Origin of the sequence: Actinacidiphila epipremni (assembly GCF_012034175.1) — a bacterium.
GTDB classification, from domain to species: Bacteria; Actinomycetota; Actinomycetes; order Streptomycetales; family Streptomycetaceae; genus Actinacidiphila; species Actinacidiphila epipremni.
The window spans coordinates 67,565-88,426 of record NZ_JAATEJ010000028.1; the positions used below are offsets into that span (position 1 = coordinate 67,565).

Annotated in this window: 15 protein-coding genes and 1 riboswitch; of the genes, 9 read left to right on the forward strand and 6 right to left on the reverse strand. The window is 74.1% G+C overall.

Annotation, left to right across the window (positions count from 1 at the left end; translation table 11 throughout):
- Positions 1–446: 446 nt before the first annotated feature.
- Positions 447–3,305, forward strand: coding sequence for a glycosyl hydrolase family 95 catalytic domain-containing protein (locus tag HCN08_RS28255; protein ID WP_167986104.1), 2,859 nt, complete (start codon positions 447–449; stop codon positions 3,303–3,305).
- 397 nt (positions 3,306–3,702) lie between these two features.
- Positions 3,703–5,292 (forward strand): CocE/NonD family hydrolase, encoded by a 1,590-nt coding sequence (locus HCN08_RS28260; RefSeq protein ID WP_206319342.1) that lies wholly within the window; start codon positions 3,703–3,705, stop codon positions 5,290–5,292.
- A 115-nt stretch (positions 5,293–5,407) separates the two neighbouring features.
- On the opposite strand, the gene HCN08_RS36760 is transcribed toward HCN08_RS28260, so the two are convergent.
- Positions 5,408–7,063, reverse strand: a complete 1,656-nt coding sequence (locus HCN08_RS36760; protein ID WP_206319343.1) for a GDSL-type esterase/lipase family protein — start codon at positions 7,061–7,063, stop codon at positions 5,408–5,410.
- A 251-nt stretch (positions 7,064–7,314) separates the two neighbouring features.
- Positions 7,315–7,374, forward strand: a riboswitch (guanidine-III (ykkC-III) riboswitch).
- A 31-nt stretch (positions 7,375–7,405) separates the two neighbouring features.
- On the opposite strand from HCN08_RS36760, the gene HCN08_RS28270 reads away from it, so the two are divergent.
- Genes HCN08_RS28270 through HCN08_RS28280 form a run of 3 tightly spaced genes read left to right on the forward strand, consistent with a single transcriptional unit; the run spans position 7,406 to position 9,285 of the window.
- Positions 7,406–7,726: a DMT family transporter gene (locus HCN08_RS28270; protein WP_167986105.1), complete on the forward strand. Its 321-nt coding sequence runs from the start codon at positions 7,406–7,408 to the stop codon at positions 7,724–7,726.
- A gap of 30 nt (positions 7,727–7,756) precedes the next feature.
- A complete protein-coding gene (locus HCN08_RS28275; protein ID WP_206319344.1) occupies positions 7,757–8,158 on the forward strand; it encodes a hypothetical protein in 402 nt (133 codons plus the stop codon).
- Between the two features lie 32 nt (positions 8,159–8,190).
- Positions 8,191–9,285 carry a P1 family peptidase gene (locus tag HCN08_RS28280; RefSeq protein WP_167986157.1) on the forward strand — a complete coding sequence of 365 codons (1,095 nt, stop codon included), beginning with the start codon at positions 8,191–8,193 and terminating at the stop codon, positions 9,283–9,285.
- 32 nt (positions 9,286–9,317) lie between these two features.
- On the opposite strand, the gene HCN08_RS28285 is transcribed toward HCN08_RS28280, so the two are convergent.
- Entirely contained in the window at positions 9,318–10,487 is a 1,170-nt protein-coding gene (locus HCN08_RS28285; protein WP_167986106.1) for a hypothetical protein, read from the reverse strand.
- Between the two features lie 218 nt (positions 10,488–10,705).
- On the opposite strand from HCN08_RS28285, the gene HCN08_RS28290 reads away from it, so the two are divergent.
- The 4 genes from HCN08_RS28290 (at position 10,706) to HCN08_RS28305 (ending at position 13,953) form a co-directional block, all read left to right on the forward strand.
- Positions 10,706–11,314, forward strand: coding sequence for a DedA family protein (locus HCN08_RS28290; protein ID WP_167986107.1), 609 nt, complete (start codon positions 10,706–10,708; stop codon positions 11,312–11,314).
- 101 nt (positions 11,315–11,415) lie between these two features.
- Positions 11,416–12,207 (forward strand): DUF4232 domain-containing protein, encoded by a 792-nt coding sequence (locus tag HCN08_RS28295; protein WP_167986108.1) that lies wholly within the window; start codon positions 11,416–11,418, stop codon positions 12,205–12,207.
- A 45-nt stretch (positions 12,208–12,252) separates the two neighbouring features.
- Positions 12,253–12,840: a glycoside hydrolase family 25 protein gene (locus HCN08_RS28300; protein ID WP_167986109.1), complete on the forward strand. Its 588-nt coding sequence runs from the start codon at positions 12,253–12,255 to the stop codon at positions 12,838–12,840.
- A 51-nt stretch (positions 12,841–12,891) separates the two neighbouring features.
- Positions 12,892–13,953, forward strand: a complete 1,062-nt coding sequence (locus tag HCN08_RS28305; RefSeq protein ID WP_167986110.1) for a PHP domain-containing protein — start codon at positions 12,892–12,894, stop codon at positions 13,951–13,953.
- A gap of 114 nt (positions 13,954–14,067) precedes the next feature.
- On the opposite strand, the gene HCN08_RS28310 is transcribed toward HCN08_RS28305, so the two are convergent.
- From HCN08_RS28310 to HCN08_RS28325, 4 genes are all read right to left on the reverse strand, one after another.
- Positions 14,068–16,158: a cellulose binding domain-containing protein gene (locus HCN08_RS28310; protein WP_322974735.1), complete on the reverse strand. Its 2,091-nt coding sequence runs from the start codon at positions 16,156–16,158 to the stop codon at positions 14,068–14,070.
- 113 nt (positions 16,159–16,271) lie between these two features.
- Complete coding sequence (sthA, locus tag HCN08_RS28315; RefSeq protein WP_167986111.1) at positions 16,272–17,672, reverse strand: Si-specific NAD(P)(+) transhydrogenase; 1,401 nt, start codon at positions 17,670–17,672, stop codon at positions 16,272–16,274.
- Positions 17,673–17,751: 79 nt separating this feature from the next.
- Positions 17,752–20,118 (reverse strand): glycoside hydrolase family 65 protein, encoded by a 2,367-nt coding sequence (locus HCN08_RS28320; RefSeq protein WP_167986112.1) that lies wholly within the window; start codon positions 20,116–20,118, stop codon positions 17,752–17,754.
- A complete protein-coding gene (locus tag HCN08_RS28325) occupies positions 20,115–20,858 on the reverse strand; it encodes an HAD family hydrolase (RefSeq protein WP_167986113.1) in 744 nt (247 codons plus the stop codon). The genes HCN08_RS28320 and HCN08_RS28325 overlap by 4 nt, the downstream gene beginning before the upstream one ends.
- Between the last annotated feature and the right edge of the window lie 4 nt (positions 20,859–20,862).

Consider the following 20,862-nt stretch of genomic DNA (forward strand, 5'->3'; position numbering starts at 1 on the left):
TCCGAGACATCCTACGATAACGTTCTCTCGGGGTGCGGCTCATCCGCTCCGGGGAACGCCCGCGGGACCCTGGTGAGCCGCCGCGGTCTCCGCATCCACCCGTGTGCAGCTCTTCACCATCCCCCCATGACGCGCCCTGCCGCTTTCCCCTGCTCCACCGGTTCTCCCTGCTCCGCCCGGCCGTTCGCCGGCCCCGCGCCGCCGGGCCCGCTCGCTGTGGGCCCGGGGTCCCCGCTCCGTCGCCGGGGCGGGGGCTGACAACGCTGTCATCGACTGCCGTGCTCGTATCCGCTCCTGGACATCCGATGTCTGGGGTGATTTGGGGCGGTACGGTGCCGGGTCCGGGTCCGGGTCCGGGTTCGGTGCCGGCCTCGCGGACCGCGGGACCGGCGGACCGGCGGACCGGAAAGCGGCGGCGCGTCCCGTACCAGAAAGGCAGCAGCCCCATGAGGCTCTCCCGGCCGGCCCTCGGCAGTGTGGCCGCGGCGGCAGTCGCGGCCCTGCTCGGCGCGACGCTGACCACCGCGCTGGCCCCACCCGCCGCGGCCGACTCGATCACCGCCGCCCAGGGCGTGAACACCGTCGCCCAGTACCAGGGCGTGTGGACCTCGCCGCCGACCCAGCTCACCGGCGGCGGCAGCACCGACGCGCCTGAGCTCGGCAACGGCGACGTCGGCGTCGTGATCGGCGGCGGCATCGACAACCAGACCTTCTACCTCGGCAAGAACGACTTCTGGTCCGCCACCAGCCACGCCATCAAGCCGCTCGGCCGGGTCGTGGTCCGCGCCGCCGGCCTGTCGGGCGCGAGCTACAACGTCGTCCAGGACATCGCCCACGCCGAGGTCCGCGGCACGTACACCAAGGGCGCCCAGACGCTGACGACCACCAGCTGGACGGACGCCGACCGGGACGTCCTGGTCACCTCCTTCACCCTCACCGGCGGCAGCGCCCAGCAGATCGCCATCCAGCTGCAGAACGGCACCGGCGGCGCCCCCACCGTCACCACCACCGGCAACGACCTCGACGCCGACGTCGTCGCCGACACCGGCGGCAGCGGCGACCCGCGGGCCAGGATCGCGGCCCGCACCATCGGCCAGAGCCAGAGCATCTCCGGCAGCACCCTCACCCTGACCATCCAGCCCGGCACAACCTCGACCCTGGTCGCCGGCATCCAGTCCAGCACCGACACCGCCGGCTACCAGGCCGCCGCCGACGCCCTGGTCAGCGGCCTCACCCAGGCGGACGTCGACAACCACAAAGCGGCACACCGCAGTTGGTGGCAGACGTACTGGTCCCAGTCATACGTCCAGATCCCCGACAAGGCCGTCGAGAAGAGCTGGTACGGCTCGCTCTACCTGCTCGCCTGCGTCTCACGCCCCGGCAAGTACGCCCCGGGCCTGTGGGGCAACTGGATCACCGGTGCCATGAACTGGAACGGCGACTACCACACCAACTACAACTACCAGGCGCCCTTCTACGCGGCCCTGACCACCAACCACATCGACCAGATGGCCGGCTACGACCAGCCGGTCCTCGACTGGATGAGCCGCGGCCAGCAACTCGCCGCGCAGAACGGCTTCCAGGGCGTCCTCTACCCGGTCGGCATCTCGCCCAAGGGCACCAGCGCCGACATGAACCTGCACAACCAGAAGTCCAACGCGGCCAATCTGGCCAGCGACATGGTCATGCGCTACGAGCAGACCCGCGACACCGGCTACGCCGCGACCGTCTACCCGTACCTGAAGCAGGTCGGGCTGTTCTGGCAGCACTACCTCGTCAAGGACTCCTCCGGCACGTACACCATCACCGACGACGCGCCGCAGGAGGACAACGCCTACCCGCAGACCAACAGCATCCTGTCGCTCGGCCTGGTGCACCTGCTGATGCAGGGGCTCGTCGACATCTCCACCGCGCTCGGCCAGGACGCCGCGACCCGCGCCACCTGGAGCGACATCGACGCGCACCTCGCGCCGCTGCCGACGATGACGCAGAACGGCCAGACGGTCTTCCGCGAGACCTCCACCGGCGCGGGCTTCGTCAACGACGGCAACGACATCGACATCCAGGCCGTGTACCCCGGCGGGCAGGTCGGCCTGGACAGCAGCGCCTCGCTGCTGCAGACCGCGCGCAACACCGTCGGGCAGCTCACCAACGCCTGGCACGGCGGCAACGCGCCCGCCACCTTCTACGCCGCCGCCGCGCGGGTCGGCTACGACGCCGCGACGATCCTGTCGAACCTGCACACCGAGGCGACGAGCAACAGCTACCCCAACATGGGCATCCACCACAGCGGCGGCGGCATCGAGAACGTCAACGTCACCACCTCGGGCCTGGACGAGATGCTGCTCCAGTCGTTCCAGCACGACGTCAAGGTCTTCCCGGACTGGCCCACCGGGGTCAACGCCAAGTTCGGCGACCTGCTCGCCGACGGCGGCTTCCTGGTCTCCAGCAGCAAGGCCGGCAACGCGGTGCAGTACGTGCGGGCCGTCAGCCAGAAGGGCGGCACCCTCACCGTCACCAACCCCTGGCCGGGCAGCGCGGTGCAGGTCTACCGCGGCGGCAGCAGCGCCGGCACAGTCTCGGGGACGAAGCTGGCGCTCGCCACCTCGGCGGGGGAGACCATCACCCTCGCGCCGCCCGGCACCTCCTACGCCACCGTCCAGACCCTGCTCGCCCAGCCGCTCCAGGCGACCTCCGGCGGCGGCACGAGCAGCAGCTTCGGCACCGGCTTCGAGGCCGGCGACCCGCAGCCCAGCTGGACCGACACGGTCGACACCGCGGGCGGCAACGACGTCGGCGTCACCGGCGTCAACGGCGACTCCCCGGGCCCGCAGGCGGGCGTGCGCACCGGCGAGACCGCCCGCACCGGGAGCGCGGCGCTGATGTACTCCGGCTCCGCGTCCGGCAGCAGCCCGCACGCCTACCTCAAGGTCTACGACCTCGCCGCCGCCCCGCTGGCCGTCGGCACCGCCAAGACCCTGCGCTACTGGATCTACCCGCAGTCCCACACCACCACCCCCTGGGTGCCGGCCGGCTCCACCGAGAGCGAGTGCGTCGCCGTCGACCTCGTCTTCACCGACAACTCCACCTTGCGCGACTCCGGCGCCGTCGACCAGAACGGCACCCGCGCCCACCCCGCCCAGCAGTGCGGCCACCTCACCCTCGACACCTGGAACCACGTCACCGTCAACCTCGCCACCAACAACTCCGGCAAGCAGATCGCCCGCATCCTCCTCGGCTACGACCACCCGGCCAGCCCGGGCGGCGGCTTCCGCGGATACGTGGACGACCTGACGATCAGCTGAACAACCGCTGGTGGCGGGCTGATCGTCAGGCCCGCTGAGCGTCAGCTGTCCGCACGGGCTGATCGTCAGGCGGGCTGAGCTTCAGCGGTTGGTGGGGCCTGATTGTCAGGGGGGCTGACCGTCAGCTGTCGGTGCGGGCTGATCGTCAGGGTGGCTGAGTGTCGGCTGTCCGTGCGGGCTGATCGTCAGGAGGACTGAGCACCAGCCGTCCGTGCAGGCTGATCGTCAGCCGAGCTGACCATCAGCCGTCAGCGTGAGCCGATCGTCAGGCCCGCTGATCGTCAGCCGTTCGCCGGGACTGATCGTCGGTGCGCCCGACCGTCAGGGCGGCTGATCATTCGTCATGCCTGGCCCCCGCCGTGCGGCTTGCGGCGGGGGCCGGCCGGAGGGAGGCATCGTGGCCGGGGAGGCCGGGGGCCCGGAGATCGCCTGGGGCGTCATGCGGGACGGCGTCGGGTTGTGCGCGGACGTCTACCGGCCGGGGGTGGGGCGGGGGCCGTGGCCGGTGTTGCTGGCGCGGACGCCGTACGGGCGGCGGGATCCCGGGGTGCTCGCGCGGCTGGAGCCGGGGGGTGCGGCGGGGCGCGGGTTCGTGGTCGTCGTGCAGGACGTGCGGGGGCGCGGGGACTCCGGTGGGGTGTGGGAGCCGCTGGTCGGCGAAGGGGCGGACGGGTACGACACCGTGCGCTGGGCCGCGCGGCTGCCCGGGGCGGACGGGCGGGTGGTGATGTACGGGCCGAGCTACCTCGGGCACACCCAGTGGGCCGCGCTCGGCGCGAGGCCGCCCGAACTCGTCGCCGCCGTACCGGAGTTCACCTGGGCCGAGCCGCGTGACGGGCTCGTCGCGCGGGGCGGCGCCGCCGAGCGCGGGCTGCTCGCGCAGTGGACGCTCGGGCTCGGGCACGAGGTGCTGAGCCGCGCCCACGCCGCCGACCCGGCGGCAAGGGCCCGCGCGCTGGACGAGCTGGCCCGCGCCCGGGAAGGGCTCGACGCCGGCGACTGGGACCCGCAGGCGCTGCGCGCCCTCCCGCTGCCCGGCCGGCCCGGCGGCCCGCCGCTGCCCGCCGTCCCCGCGGACCACCGCGCGCTCCCCGCCACGCCGACCCTCACCGTCGCCGGCTGGTACGACGCCTTCCTCCAGGGCAGCCTCGACAACTACACCGCGGCCCGCGCCGCCGGCCACCCGGCGGCCCTGATCGTCGGACCCTGGACGCACGACGACCAGGCCGGCCGCACCCCCGGGTACGACTTCGGCCCGGCCGCCGACGCCGCCGCTCTCGACGGCGGGCCCTCGCTGCGCGCCCGCACCCTGACCTGGCTCCGCGCGGTGCTCGACGGCGCCCCGCCGGCCGGCCCGCCCGTCCTGGTCCACGTCATGGGCGCCGGCGAGTGGCGCGCCCTCGACGGCTGGCCGCCGCCCGCGCGGCCCACCGCCTGGTACCTGCGGGCGGGCGGCCCCCTCAGCACCGCGCCGCCGCACGCGGGGGAGGAGCCCGGGCGCTTCCGGCACGACCCGGCCGATCCGGTGCCGACCCGGGGCGGCGCGCTGCTGCTCACCGCGGCGTATCCGGCCGGCCCCCACGACCAGCGGGCGGTCGAGGCCCGCGGCGACGTGCTCGTGCACACCAGCGCGCCGCTCGCCGCGCCGCTGGAGGTCATGGGCCGGATCCGGGCCGTGCTCGCGGTCGCCGCGGACGCCGGGCCCGCCGACTGGGTCGTGCGGCTGTGCGACGTCGCACCGGACGGCACCTCCCGCGTCCTCGCCGACGGCGTGCTGCGGACGGCCGCGGCCGGCGAGCGCGAGGTCGCCGTCGACCTGTGGTCGACCGCCCACCTCTTCCGTACCGGCCACGCCGTGCGGCTGCACGTCGCCGCGAGCAGCCACCCCCGCTGGGACGTCGCCGGCCCGCCCGGCACCCGTACGGTCTTCCGGGACGCCGCCCGCGCCTCCCGGCTCGTCCTGCCGGTCACGGCCGGCGCGGTCTAGCCGGTAGGGCCAAGCGCACGGAACAGGCCCGCCCCGGGCTCGGCGCCCGGGACGGGCCCGGCTCATACCGCGCACCCCGCGCCGGCCGGCGCACCGCACCGGCGCGGTCAGCGCGTCACGGCGTGACCAGGTCGAACTCCTCCCACGGCCCGATCGCATCCCGGTTGGCGATCAGCGGCTGCGCCCCCGCCGCCTCCGCCGTCACGTACTTGCCGTTGACCTGCGCCTTCAGGGAGAAGCTGTGGTCCGGGTTCTGGATGAGCTGGAAGGTCTCCCACAGCCCGACCGCCGTGCGGTTGGCGATCAGCGAGGCGGCGCCGGCGTTCTCCGCGGTCACCAGCAGCCCGTCGGCGTGGGCGCGCAGCGCGATCTGGCCGTTGCCGACGTTGATCTCGTCGAACTGCTCGGACGTGCCCGCCGAGTTCGCCGCGGCGATCAGCGGCGAGGCACCGCCGTCCGGCGCGGTCACGTACTTGCCGTTGGCGTGCGACCGCAGCGCGATCCAACTGCCCCCGGGCTGCGTGCCGGTGCCGAAGAGCGACAGGTCCACCGCGTTCGCGATGGCCTGCAACCCCGCCTCGTTCGGGTGCAGATGGTCGCCCGCGTCGTAAGCGGGCAGGTAGCGCGCCGGGTTGGCCGGGTCGTGCGTCGCGGTGTCCTGGTCGACGACACCGTCGCAGCCGCTGGCCGCACTTCGCACGAACGCGTTGATCTGCGCCCGCGCGTCCTCACCGGCCTGCGACCAACCGCCCGAGCCCTGGAAGGGCGTGAGCGTCGAGCACAGGAACTTCAGCCCCGCGGCATGCGCGCGGCTGACCAACTGCTGGAGTCCTGCGATGAGTTGGTCGCCGCTCGGCCGGTTGGCCGCGCCCAGGTCGTTGATCGGGTCGTCGGAGAAGATCACCCACTTCACGCCGGGCTGCCCGATGACGTCCCGGTCGAAGCGGCCCAGCGCGCTCTGGCCGGCACCGTCGCTGAGCAGCTTGTTGCCGCTGATGCCCTGGTTGAGCACGCCGACCGTGCGCCCGCTGCCCGCGAGCCGCTCGGCGAGGTCGTTGGGCCAGCGCCGGTTGCTGTCCTGCGCCGAGGCGACGCCGTCGGTGATGGACGCGCCGAGCGTCGCCACCGCGCCCTGCGCGGCCGGGTTCTGCACGTCCAGGTTGGTCAGGAAGGAGTAACTGCCGCTGGTGGAGGCCACATTGATGCTGCCCGCGGCACTGACGTCGCCGTTCGCCAGGTAGTTGGTCTGCGTGCCCTGCTGGTGGTACGTCGCCGAGCCGGTGGACTGCGGCAGGTAGAAGCTGACGGCGACGTCGGAGAGCGCCGGCACGCTGAAGCCCACCGCGTCGCTGACCGCCGTGCCGCCGGCCGGCACCGTCACCGTGCCCTGCCCGCCGAAGGTGACCGCCCGGTCGGTGCCGGTGTCGACCGAGGAGCCGGACGCGCGCCGCGCGAGGTGCACATCGGCCACGGTCAGCGGCGCCGACCCGAAGGCGTTGGAGATCCGCAGCCGCGCGGCGCTGCCGCCGATGCTGGTGTGCACGATCTGCCGCAGCGTCTGCTGGCGGTACGAGGGCCCGCCGCTCTGCGGCGACACCGACCACGTACCGGTGAAGCCGTCCGCGGCGGCGGGGGAGAGGGAGTGGGGGGAGGCGGGTGCGGCCGGGGTGGCGGCGGTCGCACCGGTGGGGGCCGCCAGGAACAGCCCGGCGGCCAGGGCTGCGGTCGCCAGGACCGCGGTGCGTCGCAGCGGGCGCACATGTCGTTGCACAGGGACCTCCTGTGGTGGGGGGGAATGGCTCTGTCATTCCCCCGGCGGCCCGCCCCGACACCCGCCCCGCAGCGCAGAGTTCGGATGACTCGCTCCCCCGCGCCCCGCCAAGTGCCCCGCGTCGGCGGAAAACCGCCCTGACATCGGACCTCTCGCCCCCCAGCCGCCGTACGCACCCCGCCGCGCCCCCGCCGCGCCCCCGCCGCACCGCGGACGGGCCGCCGCCCCGCCCGCCCGTAATGCCGGACTTTGCTAGCCTGGGGGGAACCCGACGAGCGCGCCGTACCGGGACCCTGCAAAGACGGCGCACCCCCGTACATCACCGTTCACGGAGGTGCCGTCATGGCATGGGTCCTGCTCGTCCTCGCCGGTCTGCTGGAAGTCCTCTGGTCGGTCGGTATGAAACACACCGACGGCTTCACCCGCCTGTGGCCGAGCCTGGCCACCGGCGCGGGCATCGTCGCCAGCATGCTGCTGCTGTCCCGCGCCGCCCGCACCCTGCCCATCGGCACGGCCTACGGCGTATGGGTCGGCATCGGCGCGGCCGGCGCCGCGATCGCCGGCATGCTGCTGCTGGGCGAGCCGGCGACCGCCGCGCGGATCTTCTTCGTGGCGCTGCTGATCGTCGCCGTCGTCGGCCTCAAGGCCACCTCGGGCCACTGACCGCGCCCGCCGGTGACGCACACTTGGACCATGGCGGACACCTACCGGGACACCTGGATCAGCTGCACCGACGACGCGATACGTATCCGCGGCTACTACTTCCCCTGGGGCACCAAGACCGTCCCTTACGACCGGCTCGCCGCCGTGCGCCGGGTGCGGCTCGGCCCGCTGACCGGGCAGTACCGCGTGTGGGGGACCGCGAACTGGACGGTGTGGGCGAGCCTCGACCCGCACCGGATGCGCAAGTCCGAGGGCCTGCTGCTGGACCTGGGCCGCCGGATCCGCCCGCTGGTCACCCCGGACGACGTACCCGCCGCCCTGTCCGTGCTCGCCGCCCACGGCGTGCCCGGCGCGCGGCCGGGCGAGGGCACCGGCGAGGATGGCGGCGACGGAAACCGGGGCAGGGACGGAAACCGGGACGGAGCGGCGTGACGCAGCCGCACGGCAGGCGGGAGGCGGGCCCGATGGGCGAGCAGCAGGCCACCGGCGCCGCCGACGCGCTCACCGACGTGGCCGGCCTGCGGGTCGGCCACGCCGGGCGCGCCGGCGACGGCTGGCTGACCGGCGTCACCGTCGTACTGGCCCCCGCCGGCGGCGCGGTGACCGCGGTGGACGTACGCGGTGGCGGCCCCGGAACCCGGGAGACCGACGCCCTCGACCCGCGCAACCTCGTCCCGCGCGTCGAGGCGGTCGTGCTGACCGGCGGCAGCGCCTACGGCCTCGACGCGGCCTCCGGCGTGCTGGCCTGGCTGGAGGAGCAGGGCCGCGGCTTCCCCGTCGGCGGACCCGGCCGGGTGGTGCCCGTCGTGCCCGCCGCCGCCCTGTTCGACCTCGGCCGCGGCGGCGACTGGCGCGCCCGACCGGACGCCGCGATGGGCCGCGCGGCGGTCGAGGCCGCGGCGGCCTCAGCCGAGGGCGCGCCCGTGCCGCAGGGCAACGCCGGCGCCGGGACCGGCGCGGTCGCCGGCGGCCTCAAGGGCGGCGTCGGCAGCGCGAGCCTGGTGCTGCCCTCCGGGGTCACCGTCGCGGCGCTCGCCGTGGTCAACGCGGTCGGCTCCGCCGTCGACCCCGGCACCGGCGCGCTGTGGGCGGGCCCGGACGCGGCGGGCCGCGGCGGCCCGGTCGCCGCGGACGTACGGGAACGGGCCGCGCGGCGGCTCGCCGCCGCGGCGAAGGACGCCGGCGAGCGCCTGGCGCAGCCGCTCAACACCACCCTCGCCGTCGTCGCCACCGACGCCGAGCTGACCCGCGCGCAGGCCCACAAGCTCGCCGGCACCGCCCACGATGGGCTCGCCCGCGCGATCCGCCCCGTCCACCTGCTCTCCGACGGCGACACCGTCTTCGCCATGGCGACCGGCCGCCGCCCCCTCCTCCCGCCCGGCGCGCCCGTCCCCGACCCGGCCTTCGCCGTGCACGCCGAGGCCGGCGCGCTGAACGCGGTCCTCGCGGCGGGCGCCGACGCCCTCGCCCGCGCGATCCGGCACGCCCTGCTGGCGGCGCAGTCCGTGTCCGGCCCCGGCGGCGACTTCCCGAGCTACCGCGAGCTGTACGGCACCTGACGCCCGCCGGGACCCCGCCGCCGGCCGGGGGCTCAGCCCGCCCGCACCATCCGGCGCCGGGCCGCCGCCAGCAGCAGGCCCGCCGCGATCAGCGTGCTGCCGCCGGTCAGGAAGGCCGCGCGGGTGAAGCCGTTGGGGCCGGTCGCCGCGAGGTCCGGCTGGACGTCCTGGCCCGCCGCGCTGGGGGAGGGCGTCGGGGCCGCGGCCGGAGCCGCCGGCGCGGACGCCGTGGCCGTCGCGGTGCGGTGCCGCACCGCCGGTGCCGCCTGGTGCCTCGGGGCCGGCGTGGGCGTGCCGGCCGTCGGACTCGCCGTCGGGGCGGCCACCGTCACCTGCGCGGTACGCGGCCGGGCGGCGCCGAGGTCGAGGTACGGGTCGTCCGAGGGGCCGAGGTCCGCCGACACCGTGCCGGTCGCGGCGGCCGTGAAGTCCGTGCCGAAGCCGCCGTCCGCGCCCGTGCGCACCGTCACCGCGACCGGCGGCGTACCGTCGTCCGGCCGGAAGCCGACGCGTACCGCCGCCCCGGCCACCGGCAGCCACCCCGCGCCCGCCGCCCGCTCGACCACGCCCGACACCGTGACCTGCCGCCCGGCCGCCGCCTGCGCGCCCGGCGTGAAGTCGGCCGTCAGCCGCACCGCGCTCGGCACCACCGTGACGTCCACCTCCGCGTCGGCGTCCCAGTCGCCGTACGCGCCCGCGGCGGTACGGTGCAGCGCGTGCACCGGCACGCTGAACGGCCCCGGGCCCACGCTTTCCGGCCGCACGTCCACGCTCGCGCCCGGCAGCCGGAAACCGCCGCCCAGCCCCGTGGTGACCGTGCCCAGCAGCTTCCCGCCGCCGCCCTGCGGATCCCCGGCGACCAGGTCTATCGTCTCGCCGAACGCGCCCCCGGCCCGCCCGCCACCGCTGCTCCCGCTGCCGCTCCCGGTCCCGCCGGTGTGCCGCTCCAGCCGCCCGGCCAGCTCCACCGTACGGTCGGCGTAGTCCGTCATGCCCGGGTCCGCGGTGAAGGTGGGGAAGCCCCACCCGCCCGCGTCGTCGCCGGGCGCCGCGTGCGCCGCCCCCGGCAGCCACAGCAGCAGCGCGAGCAGCGCCGCCGCCACCGCGCCGGCCCGCCGCGCACCACCCCGGACGGCACCCGTCACCGCACGCACCGCCGCGCCCACCGCCGTGCCCGCCACCGCAGCCCGTGCCGCCCGCACCCACCGCACGGTGCCCGCCCCCGCCATCACGTCCCCCGCCTCCCGCACAAGCGCCTGTACTCATTGGACGAGCCGACACCCCATCACGTTGCGGCCACCGGGCCTAATTCCCGGTGAGGAGTCCGTGAATCCCGGCCCAACCGCCCATTTCGCCGACCCCGGGGCGCGTCGCGGCGACTTGGCCGGGAGCGGCGCGGCGAAGCGGGAAGGCTCACCTCATGCATTCCATCACCGACTGGCTCTCCCGCTCCTCCGGCGCCGCCGTCTACGCCATCGTGGGGGCACTGGTGTTCTGCGAGGACGCGCTGTTCTTCGGCTTCGTGCTGCCCGGCGAGACGGCGGTGGTGCTCGGCGGGGTGATCGCCAGCCAGGGGCGGGTGTCGGTGTACTGGCTGGCGCTCGTGGTGGTCGTCGCGGCGGTCGCCGGGGACTCGGTCGGCTACGAGGTCGGCCGCCGGTTCGGGCCGCGCATCCTGGAGACCAGGGCGCTGCGCGGGCACCGCAAGCGGATCGACCAGGCGCGGAATTTCATCCGCAGACGCGGGCCCGCCGCGGTCTTCCTCGGGCGCTTCATCGCCTTCTTCCGGGCCATGATGCCCGCCCTCGCCGGTATCTCGCGCATGCCCTACCACACGTTCCTGCTGTTCAACGCGCTCGGCGGGCTGGTGTGGGGCGTCGGGTTCACGCTGCTGGGCTACTTCGCGGGCTCGGCCTACCAGCAGGTCGAGAAGACCGCGGGGACGGCGGTCGCGGCGGTCGTCGCCGCGGTGGTCGTGGCCGCGCTGGTGGTCTGGGAGGTCCGCCGGCACCGGCGCGGCCGGGAGTGACGCTCAGGCGCCGCCGGGGGCCATGAGCCGCCCGCCGGTCATACGTACGTACGGTCGGCGTACACGTGTTTCGTATGGGTGTGCTGTTCCCACCGTTCCGTATGGTGACAATGTGCGAAGACGGCAACAATAAGGGCCTGCCAGGTTCGAACCGGGCCTTCGGCGAGCACCTGATCAGTATGTCGAACTCGTCCTCCACCGAACCCACGACTGCCACGGGCCCCCGCCCGCGGCGGCACCGGCGCCGCGCCGCCGTCCTCGCAGCCGCGTCCGCGGCGCTGCTGTCCGCGGCGGCCGTCGGCTGCGGCAACGGCAACGGCGACGCCACCGGCCCGGCCGCGGACAGCAAGCCCGCCCCGTCGGCCACCGCGCCGGCGCCGACCGGCACCACCCCGGGCGACTCCTCCGGCGCCACCGCGACCACGGCCCCGACCACCGCCGCGCGCAGCACCACCGGCACGGGCTCCGGCTCCGGTTCCGGCTCCGCGCAGGCGGCGTCCGCGCGCTGCACCGTCACCGAGCTGAAGATGACGCTCGGCCGCGGCGACCCGGGCGCCGGCAGCATCTACTACCCGCTGGACTTCACCAACACCACCTCGCACGCCTGCACCCTCACCGGCTTCCCCGGCGTGTCGCTGCTGCGCGGCGACGGCAGCGTCATCGGCAAGCCCGCCGACCGGCAACCGGTCAAGGCGAGCGCCGTACGCCTCGCGCCCGGCCAGACCGTCGAGGCCGACCTGCACACCCTCAACCAGGGCATCAAGGACGGCGGGTGCTGGCGCACCCCCACCCTCATCATGGTCTACCCGCCCGGATCCAAGGACTCCATGACGCTCGCGACCAAGAACCCGGTCGTCTGCGGCGACACCTTCGACGTCGGCCCCGTGCACTGAGGCACCGGCCGGAGCACCGCACCTGAACCACCGAAAGGACCGCCCATGACGGTCAACGGCATCGACGTCGCCTCCTACCAGAGCAGCGACTACGCCACCAAGGGACTGGACTTCGTCGTCGTCAAGGCCACCGAGGGATCGGGGTACGTCAACCCCAAGCACGCCGGGCAGGTCGCCACCGCCCGCTCCCACGGACTGGTCGTCGGCCACTACCACTTCGCCCGCCCCGGCTCGGTCAACGCCCAGGCCGACTACTTCCTCGCCCACGCCGGCGCCAAACCAGGCGACTTCCTGGCCCTGGACTGGGAAGACGCCGGCGTCTCCAACGCGAACAAGGACGCCTGGCTCAAGCATGTGAAGTCCAAGGCCCCCGACCACCGCGTCGTCCTGTACTGCAACCGGGACTTCTGGCTGCACCGGGACACCACGTCCTACTGCGCGGACGGCCTCTGGATCGCCGACCCCTCGGCCCCCAAGGGCCACCCGCGCGTACAGCACCCCTGGCTCTTCCACCAGTACAGCGAGGCCGGCGGCCTGGACCACAACGTCGGCAACTTCGCCGGCCGGGCCGCCCTGCGTACCTGGGCCGCCAAGGGCGCCGCCGCCGCGGCGGAAACGGGCCCCGACGTGTGACGCGTGGTGCCTGGCTGTTATGGCGTGGGTGGGGGTGGGAAACGGGAGGGGGTGGAGCCGATCGAGGTGTTGGAGCGGGTGGCGTTTCTGCTGGAGCGCGCTGACGCGCCCGTCTACCGGATCCGGGCGTTCCGCAATGCCGCCGCCGTGGTGGGCGGGCTGCCGGACGCTGAGCGGGAGCGGCGGGCGGCGACCGGGCGGTACACCGACCTCAAGGGCATCGGTGCCACCACCGGTACGGTGCTCGCCGAGGTCGCCGCCGGGCGCATCCCGGGCTATCTGGCCGATCTCGAACGGACCGCCGGCGGTCCGCTCGCGGCGGGCGGGGGTGCGTTGCGCGGTGCCCTGCGCGGGGACTGCCATCTGCACTCCGACTGGTCCGACGGGGGCAGCCCGCCGGGGGTGATGGCTCGCGCCGCCCGGGCCGCCGGGCACCGCTGGGCGGTGCTCACCGACCACTCGCCGCGGCTGCGCATCGCCCGCGGCCTGACCGCCGGCCGGCTGCGCCGGCAGCTCGACGCCGTCGCGGAGCTCAACGCCGAGCTGCGCGCCGAGGAGGAGGCCGGCGCGGCGCCCTTCCGGCTGCTCACCGGCATCGAGTGCGACATCCTGCCCGACGGCTCGCTCGACCAGGAGGACGAGCTGCTGGACCGGCTGGACGTCGTGGTCGCCTCGGCGCACTCCGAGCTGAAGATGCCCGCGCCCGCCTTCACCCGCCGGCTGCTCGCCGCGGCCGGCAACCCGCTGGTGGATGTGCTGGGCCACTGCACGAACCGGCTGCTCGGCCCGCGGCGCAGCCGCCCGGAGTCCTCCTACGACGCCGGCGCCGTCTTCGCCGCGTGCGCGGCGGCCGGCACCGCCGTGGAGATCAACAGCAGCCCGCAGCGCCTGGACCCGCCGCGCCGGCTGCTGGCGCTCGCCCGCGACGCCGGCACGCTCTTCGCGATCGACAGCGACGCGCACGCCCCCGGCCAGCTGGACTGGCAGGCCTACGGCTGCGCCCGCGCGCAGGAGGCGGGCATCCCCGCCGCGCGCATCGTCACCACCTGGACCGCCGACGAGCTGCTGGCCTGGACCGCGACCCGGCGCGTACCGGCCGGCGGGCAGGCGTAGTCCTACCGGGGTGCGGCCGGGCACAACCCCGCACGCCGCAGAAATGCGCCTGCCGCGCCCGGCGCCCCTGACAGGCGGCGGGTGCGGCAGGCGGGCCAGAAGGGCGGACGGGCCTCACACCGTGGTGCAGACCGTCCCGTTGAGCGTGAAGACCGTCGGCGGCTGGTAGGCGCCGTTGTTGGCGCCGGTGAAGCCGAAGGTCGCCGAGTTGCCGCCGTTCGGGGCGAGGGTGGCGTTCCAGTCCACCGGGGTCGCCGTCACATGGCTGCCGTCGGAGCTCAGGTTGGCGTTCCAGAAGCCGCTGACGGACTCGCCGCTGCTGGGGAAGGTGAAGGCCAGCGTCCAGCCGTTGATCGTCGCCGGCCCGGTGTTGGTCACGGTGACGTTGGCGTTGAAGCCGTTGCCCCAGCCGGCCGTCAGGTCGTACGACACCTTGCACGTCGCGTCCTGCGGTGTGCCGGTGCGTACGGTCACCGGGTCCGAGGGGCGCGACAGGTGGCCGCTCGCGTCCCTGGCCAGGACGTTCCAGGTGCCGGTGCTGCCGGGCGGCAGGTTGTGCACGGTCGCGGAGGTGCCGGTGGAGGTCGCCAGCAGCTCGCTGTTGGCGCCGGCCTGGCGGTAGACCTCGTAGCGGTCGGCCTTGCCGCCGCTGGACGGCGTCCAGCTCACGGTGGCGCTGGTGGCGCCGGCGGCGGTGACCTTCGGGGCGCCGGGCGCGCTCAGGGCCGAGGAGGTGCCGGACTTCGGGTGCACGGTCACCGTCGTGATCGAGTACGGCGGCAGCGTCCAGGTGCCGGTGTCCGGCGCGGTCGTGCTGTCGATGGCCGACGCCCGGTCGCGGAAGGTGTCGACGGTGGCCGCGGAGCCGTCCGCGGTGAAGCCCGCGTAATGCAGCGCGACGGTCTGCGGGTTCGCCGGGTCCTTGTTGATGAGCATGACGCTCAGGTCGCCGTCCTTGCGGTGCACCGCGTGCGCGGCCACCAGCTGGCTGCCGCTCGCGGCGGCGATCAACTGGTCGCCGGGCGTGCCGAGATGGCTGAGCATCGAGATGGCGTGGTAGGGCGCGAAGGGCGTGTTGAGCGGCGGTTCGCACACCGTGCCGACGCAGGTGCCGCTGGACAGGATGCCGTAGTCGTTGAAGTCGGTCGCCCCGTCCGGCGCGGTGCTGATGGTGCCCGGCCCGTTGTGGGTGTCCCACCAGTCGACGGTGAAGACGCCGCTCTGCAGCGCGGTGAGGTAGGCGTCCGCGCCGAACAGCGCGTTGGGCTGCGTCGTCTCGAAGACGTTCGAGTTGAGCTCGGTGAGCGCCACCGGCATGCCCGCCGCGCCGCCCTCGGCCAACTGGTCGTGCAGCTGGGCCAGTTCACCCGCCAGCTGCGAGGGGGTGTTGAGCATCCCGGCGGCGTCGGAGCCGCCCGGGTACCAGTGCACGATGACGAAGTCGGCCTTGCCGGCGACCAGCGGGATCACCGTGTGGTTCCAGTCGGAGGTCTCACCGCCGGCCATCACCCCGTCCGGCCAGTTGCCCGGCAGCGTCAGCACCGCGCCGACCTTGATCGTCGGGTCGACCGCCTTCATGGCCGTCACGTAGGAGACGACGTTGTTCGCGTAGGCCGTCGGCGAGGTGTCGGCGTGGTTGTCGGTCTCCCAGCCGCTGCCGTAATGGCCGTTGCCGTACAGCTCGTTGCCGACCTCCCAGAACTTCGCGCCGTAGTTCTTGGTGACGTTGGCGTAGCGGACCCAGTCGGCGGCTTCCTGCGGCGTGCCGGAGCCGTAGTTGGCGATGAGCATGGGCTGCGCGCCGATCTTCTTCGCCGTGCCCATGAACGCGTCGAAGTCGGTGCCGGGTGCGACGTAGCCGCCGGGGGCGGTGTTGTCGACCCAGTGGTAGATGTCGCCGTAGGAGCCGCCGGGGTAGCGCAGCATGCCGATGTTCGCGGCCGACAGCAGGTCCTGGACCTGGGGGGCGTTCATCTGGGAGTCCCACACCGCGCTGTTGAGGCCGTAGGCGGTGTCCGGGATGGTGCCCTGGCCCTCGGCGGCGTTGACCGTGACGTCGACGGCCTGCGGGGCGGGGGTGCCGGGGTCGTCGGCACTGGCGGCCTGGCCGCCGGCCAGCAGCGCGGCGCCGAGTGCCACGACGGAGGCGCAGGCGGCGAGCCGTCTGCGCAAGGGGGCCGAGCTGATCGCAATGCCTGGGCGCACAGGAGTTCTCACCTTCGCTGAGGCGGATGTGGGGGTGCCATGCGTGGGAGCGCTCCCATATTTGACATGGGGGCAGTGGTTGTCAATGCCCGGGCGTGCACAGGGAGCCGGCGTCAGTCCAGCCGGTCGATCTGCCGCATGCGGTTGGTCACGTCCAGCGCGGCCACCTTGTACGACTCGGCGAGCGTCGGGTAGTTGAAGACCGCGTCCACCAGGTAGTCCACCGTGCCGCCGCAGCCCATCACGGCGTGCCCGATGTGGATCAGCTCGGTCGCGCCGGTGCCGAAGCAGTGCACGCCCAGCAGCTTGCGGTCCTGCGGCGACACCAGCAGCTTGAGCATGCCGTGCGCGTCGCCGATGATCTGGCCGCGCGCCAGCTCCCGGTAGCGGGAGACCCCGACCTCGAACGGCACGGAGGCGTCGGTCAGTTCGTCCTCGGTGCGGCCGATGAAGCTGATCTCCGGGATGGTGTAGATGCCGATCGGCTGCAGGTCCGCCAGCCCGTGGGCCGGCTCGCCGAAGGCGTGGTAGGCCGCGCAGCGGCCCTGCTCCATCGAGGTCGCGGCGAGCGCCGGGAAGCCGATGACGTCCCCGACGGCGTAGATGTGCGGGACGGCCGTGCGGTAGTGCTCGTCCACCGCCAGCCGGCCGCGCTTGTCGGCGGTCAACCCGGCCTTGTCCAGGGCCAGTCCGTCGGTCAGGCCCTGCCGGCCGGCGCTGTACATCACCGCGTCGGCCGCGATCTTCTTGCCGCTGGCCAGCACGGTGAGCGTGCCGCGCTCGTGCCGCTCCACCGCGGCGACCGTCTCGCCGAAGCGGAAGGTCACCCCGAGGTCGCGCAGGTGGTAGCGCAGTGCCTCGACGATCTCGGCGTCGCAGAAGTCCAGCATGCCCTCGCGCTGCTCGACCACCGTGATCCGGCTGCCGAGCGCGGCGAACATCGAGGCGTACTCCATGCCGATGACGCCGGCGCCCACGATCACCATCGAGCGCGGCACCCGGTCCATGCGCAGCACGCTGTCGGAGTCCATGACCGTGACGTCGTCGAACTCCACGCTCGCCGGTCGGGCCGGCCGGGTGCCGGTGGCGATGACGACGTGGTCGGCGGTGACCGCCCGTTCCTGCCCGCCGGGGCCGGTGACCGCGACGGTGTGGTCGTCCAGGAAGCGCCCGGTGCCGTCCAGCACGGTGATCCGGTTGCGGGACAGCTGGCTGCGCACCACGTCCACCTCGCGGCCGACCACGTGCTGGGTCCTGGCCGTCAGGTCGGCGACGGTGATGTCCTCCTTGACCCGGTAGCTCTGCCCGTACAGGTCGCGCTGGTTGAGGCCGGTGAGGTAGAGCACCGCCTCGCGCAGCGTCTTGGACGGGATGGTGCCGGTGTGCAGCGAGACCCCGCCGAGCCGGTCGCCGCGGTCCACCAGCGCCGCCCGCCGCCCGAGTTTGGCCGCCGCGATGGCCGCCTTCTGCCCGCCGGGGCCCGAACCGATCACCACTATGTCGTAGTCGCGCACCGGGCCAGTGTGTCAGCCCGCTCCGCCCCGCGTCACCCGCTTCCCGCCGGGCCGGCGGCCATCGGCGCGGCCCGGCGGGCTACTTCTGCTGCCGGCGCCGCAGCGGGGCCCGGCCCGGGGGCTGCCGGGGCGGCGGGCGGTGGGTGAACTCGGGCAGGTCGCGCTCCTCGGGCTTGTCCGGGTGCAGCGTGAACGGCGTCTCGTAGTGCCGCACCTCCAGCGGGCCGCCGCCGGTCATCGTGTACGTCGCCGACGTCCTGCCCACCTCCACCCGCAGCCGCCGGCCGCGGAAGAGCAGCCGGAAGGCCAGCCGGCTGAGCGCGTCGGGCAGCTTGGGCGCGAAGCCGATGGACTGCCCGCCGTCCACCATCCGCATCCCGCCGAGCCCGGCCACCAGCGCCGTCCAGGTGCCGGCCAGCGCCGCGATGTGCAGCCCGTCGCGGGCGTTGTTCTCCAGGTCCTCCAGGTCGATCAGCGCCGACTCGCCGATGTAGTCGTACGCCAGCTGCAAGTGCCCGACCTCGGCGGCGATCACCGCCTGCCCGAAGGCCGAAAGCGACGAGTCGCGTACCGTCAGCGGCTCGTAGTAGGCGAAGTTGCGCGCCTTCTGCTCCGGGGTGAAGGCGTTGCCGCGCAGATACATCCCCAGCACCAGGTCGGCCTGCTTGACGACCTGCTTGCGGTAGAGGTCGAAGTACGGGTAATGCAGCATCAGCGGGTAGTTCGCCGAGTCGGTGCCGGCGAAGTCCCACACCTGGTGCCGGGTGTAGCCCGCCGACTGCTCGTGCACCCCGAGGTCGTCGTTGTACGGCAGGGTCATCGCCGCCGCCGCGTCCCGCCAGGCCGCGGTCTCCTCGTCGGTCACGCCGAGCGCCGCCGCGTGCCGCGGGTGCCGCTTTGCGGCGTCGGCGGCGGCGTCCAGGTTCCCCTGCGCCATGAGGTTGGTGTAGACGTTGTCGTCGCTGATCGCGCTGTATTCGTCCGGCCCGGTCACGCCGTCGATGTGGAAGGCGCCGGCGTGGTCGTGGTGGCCCAGCGAGCGCCACAACCGGGCGGTCTCCACGAGCAGTTCCAGGCCGGTGTCGCGCTCGAACGCCTCGTCGCCGGTGGCCGCGACGTACCGCACGACGGCGTCGGCGATGTCGGCGTTGATGTGGAAGGCGGCGGTGCCGGCCGGCCAGTAGCCGGACGCCTCCTCGCCGTTGATGGTGCGCCACGGGAACGCCGCGCCCTCGAAGCCCAGTTGCCGCGCCCGCTCCTTGGCGGCGGGCAGCGTGTTGTACCGCCAGCGCAGCACCTCGGCGGCGGCCCGCGGCGAGGTCAGGCACAGCATGTGCAGCACGAACGTCTCGGCGTCCCAGAAGGTGTGCCCGTCGTAGCCGGAGCCGGTCAGGCCCTTGGCCGGCAGCGCCCGCTCCTCGGCCCGCGCGCCGACCTGGAGGACGTGGAAGAGCGCGAAGCGCACCGCCTGCTGGATCTCGGTGTCGCCGTCCACCTCGACGTCGGCGCGCTCCCAGAAGTCGTCCAGATACGCCCGCTGCTGGTCCAGCAGCCCCTGCCAGCCGGTGTCCTTGGCGCCGACCAGCGCCGCGTCGGCCTGGTCGCGCAGCGCCGGCAGCGAGCGGGTCGCCGACCAGCCGTAGGCGACGAACTTCTCCAGCCGCAGGCACTCGCCGGTCTTGACCACCGAGGTGACGGTGAGCCGGCTGACGTCGGCGCCGGAGTCCGCGGAGACCTGCGTGGTGCCGGCCGGGCCCTGCACCCGGTGGTCGGCCGCCGCCGCGACCCGCAGCCGGCTGCGGGTGGTGGAGTGCACCAGGCGCAGCCGGGTGCCGGAGGCGGCGTGCTCCTCGGGCTGCAGCGGCGACTCCAGCGCCGCCGAGACCCGCGGGTCGCCCGCCGCGTGCGGCACCTCCTCGTTGGCGGCCAGCTCCGACTGCACCACCAGCCGCACCTCGCCGTCGTCCAGCGGCTCGACCTCGTAGGCGATCGCGGCGACCGCGCGCTGCTGGAAGGACACCAGCCGCGTCGAGCGCACCCGTACCGCCCGCCCGGCGGGGGAGACCCACTCGCACTCCCGGCGCAGCACCCCGGCCCGCAGGTCCAGCTCGCGGGTGTGCGAGCGGATCGTGCCGTAGCGCAGGTCGAACGGCTCGTCGTCGACCAGCAGCCGGATCAGCTTGCCGTTGGTGACGTTGATGACGGTCTGGCCCGACTCCGGGTAGCCGTAGCCGGCCTCCGCGTACGGCAGCGGGTGCAGCTCGTGCAGCCCGTTGAGGTACGAGCCGGGCAGGCCGTTGGGCTCGCCCTCGTCGAGGTTGCCGCGCCAGCCGATGTGCCCGTTGGACAGCGCGAAGACCGACTCGCTCTGCGGCAGCAGGTCGAGGTTGAGCTCGTGCTCGCGCAGGCTCCACGGCGAGACCTCGAAGGCCGGGTCGATGATCACCGGTGCGGCTCCAGCAGGTCGGCGAGGTCCTTCACGACGACGTCGGCGCCGTGCCTGCGCAGTTCCTCGGCCTGCCCGACGCGGTCCACGCCCACCACGCAGCCGAACCGGCCGGCGCGCCCGGCGTCCATGCCGACCAGCGCGTCCTCGAAGACCGCGCACGCGTCGGGGCCGAAGCCCAGGTCGTGCGCCGCCTCCAGGTACGTGTCCGGTTTCGGCTTGCCGCGCAGGCCCCGCTCGCGGGCCACGACGCCGTCGATCCGCACGTCGACGAGCTGCTCGATGCCGGCCGAGACCAGCACGTCCTTGCAGTTGGCGCTGGAGGAGACCACCGCGGTGCGCAGCCCCGCGCCCCGCACCGCCTCCAGGTAGCGCACCGAGCCGGGGTACGGGTCCACGCCGTCCTCCCGGATCTTCTCCAGCACCAGCACGTTCTTGCGGTTCCCCACGCCCTGCACGGTGTTGAGCTCCGGCGGGTCGTTCTCCTCGCCCTCGGGCAGCTCGATGCCGCGGGTGGCCAGGAAGGTCCGCACCCCGTCGGCGCGCGGCCGGCCGTCCACGTAGGCGTCGTAGTCGGCGGTGGCGTCGAAGGGCTGGAAGTCCGGGCCCTCGATGGTGCGCAGCAGCGCGTCGAAGGTCTCCTTCCACGCGGCGGCGTGCACCAGCGCCGTCGGTGTGAGGACCCCGTCGAGGTCGAAGAGGCAGGCGCGGATGCCGCTGGGCAGTCCGATCTCGGTCATGACG

What these genes read in the sequence shown, in the direction of transcription:
- HCN08_RS28255 (WP_167986104.1), top strand. Translation starts at nt 447, where the DNA reads ATGAGGCTCTCCCGGCCGGCCCTCGGCAGTGTGGCCGCGGCGGCAGTC.
- HCN08_RS28270 (WP_167986105.1), top strand. Translation starts at nt 7,406, where the DNA reads ATGGCATGGGTCCTGCTCGTCCTCGCCGGTCTGCTGGAAGTCCTCTGG.
- HCN08_RS28275 (WP_206319344.1), top strand. Translation starts at nt 7,757, where the DNA reads ATGGCGGACACCTACCGGGACACCTGGATCAGCTGCACCGACGACGCG.
- HCN08_RS28280 (WP_167986157.1), top strand. Translation starts at nt 8,191, where the DNA reads ATGGGCGAGCAGCAGGCCACCGGCGCCGCCGACGCGCTCACCGACGTG.
- HCN08_RS28290 (WP_167986107.1), top strand. Translation starts at nt 10,706, where the DNA reads ATGCATTCCATCACCGACTGGCTCTCCCGCTCCTCCGGCGCCGCCGTC.
- HCN08_RS28295 (WP_167986108.1), top strand. Translation starts at nt 11,416, where the DNA reads ATGGTGACAATGTGCGAAGACGGCAACAATAAGGGCCTGCCAGGTTCG.
- HCN08_RS28300 (WP_167986109.1), top strand. Translation starts at nt 12,253, where the DNA reads ATGACGGTCAACGGCATCGACGTCGCCTCCTACCAGAGCAGCGACTAC.
- HCN08_RS28325 (WP_167986113.1), bottom strand. Translation starts at nt 20,858, where the DNA reads ATGACCGAGATCGGACTGCCCAGCGGCATCCGCGCCTGCCTCTTCGAC.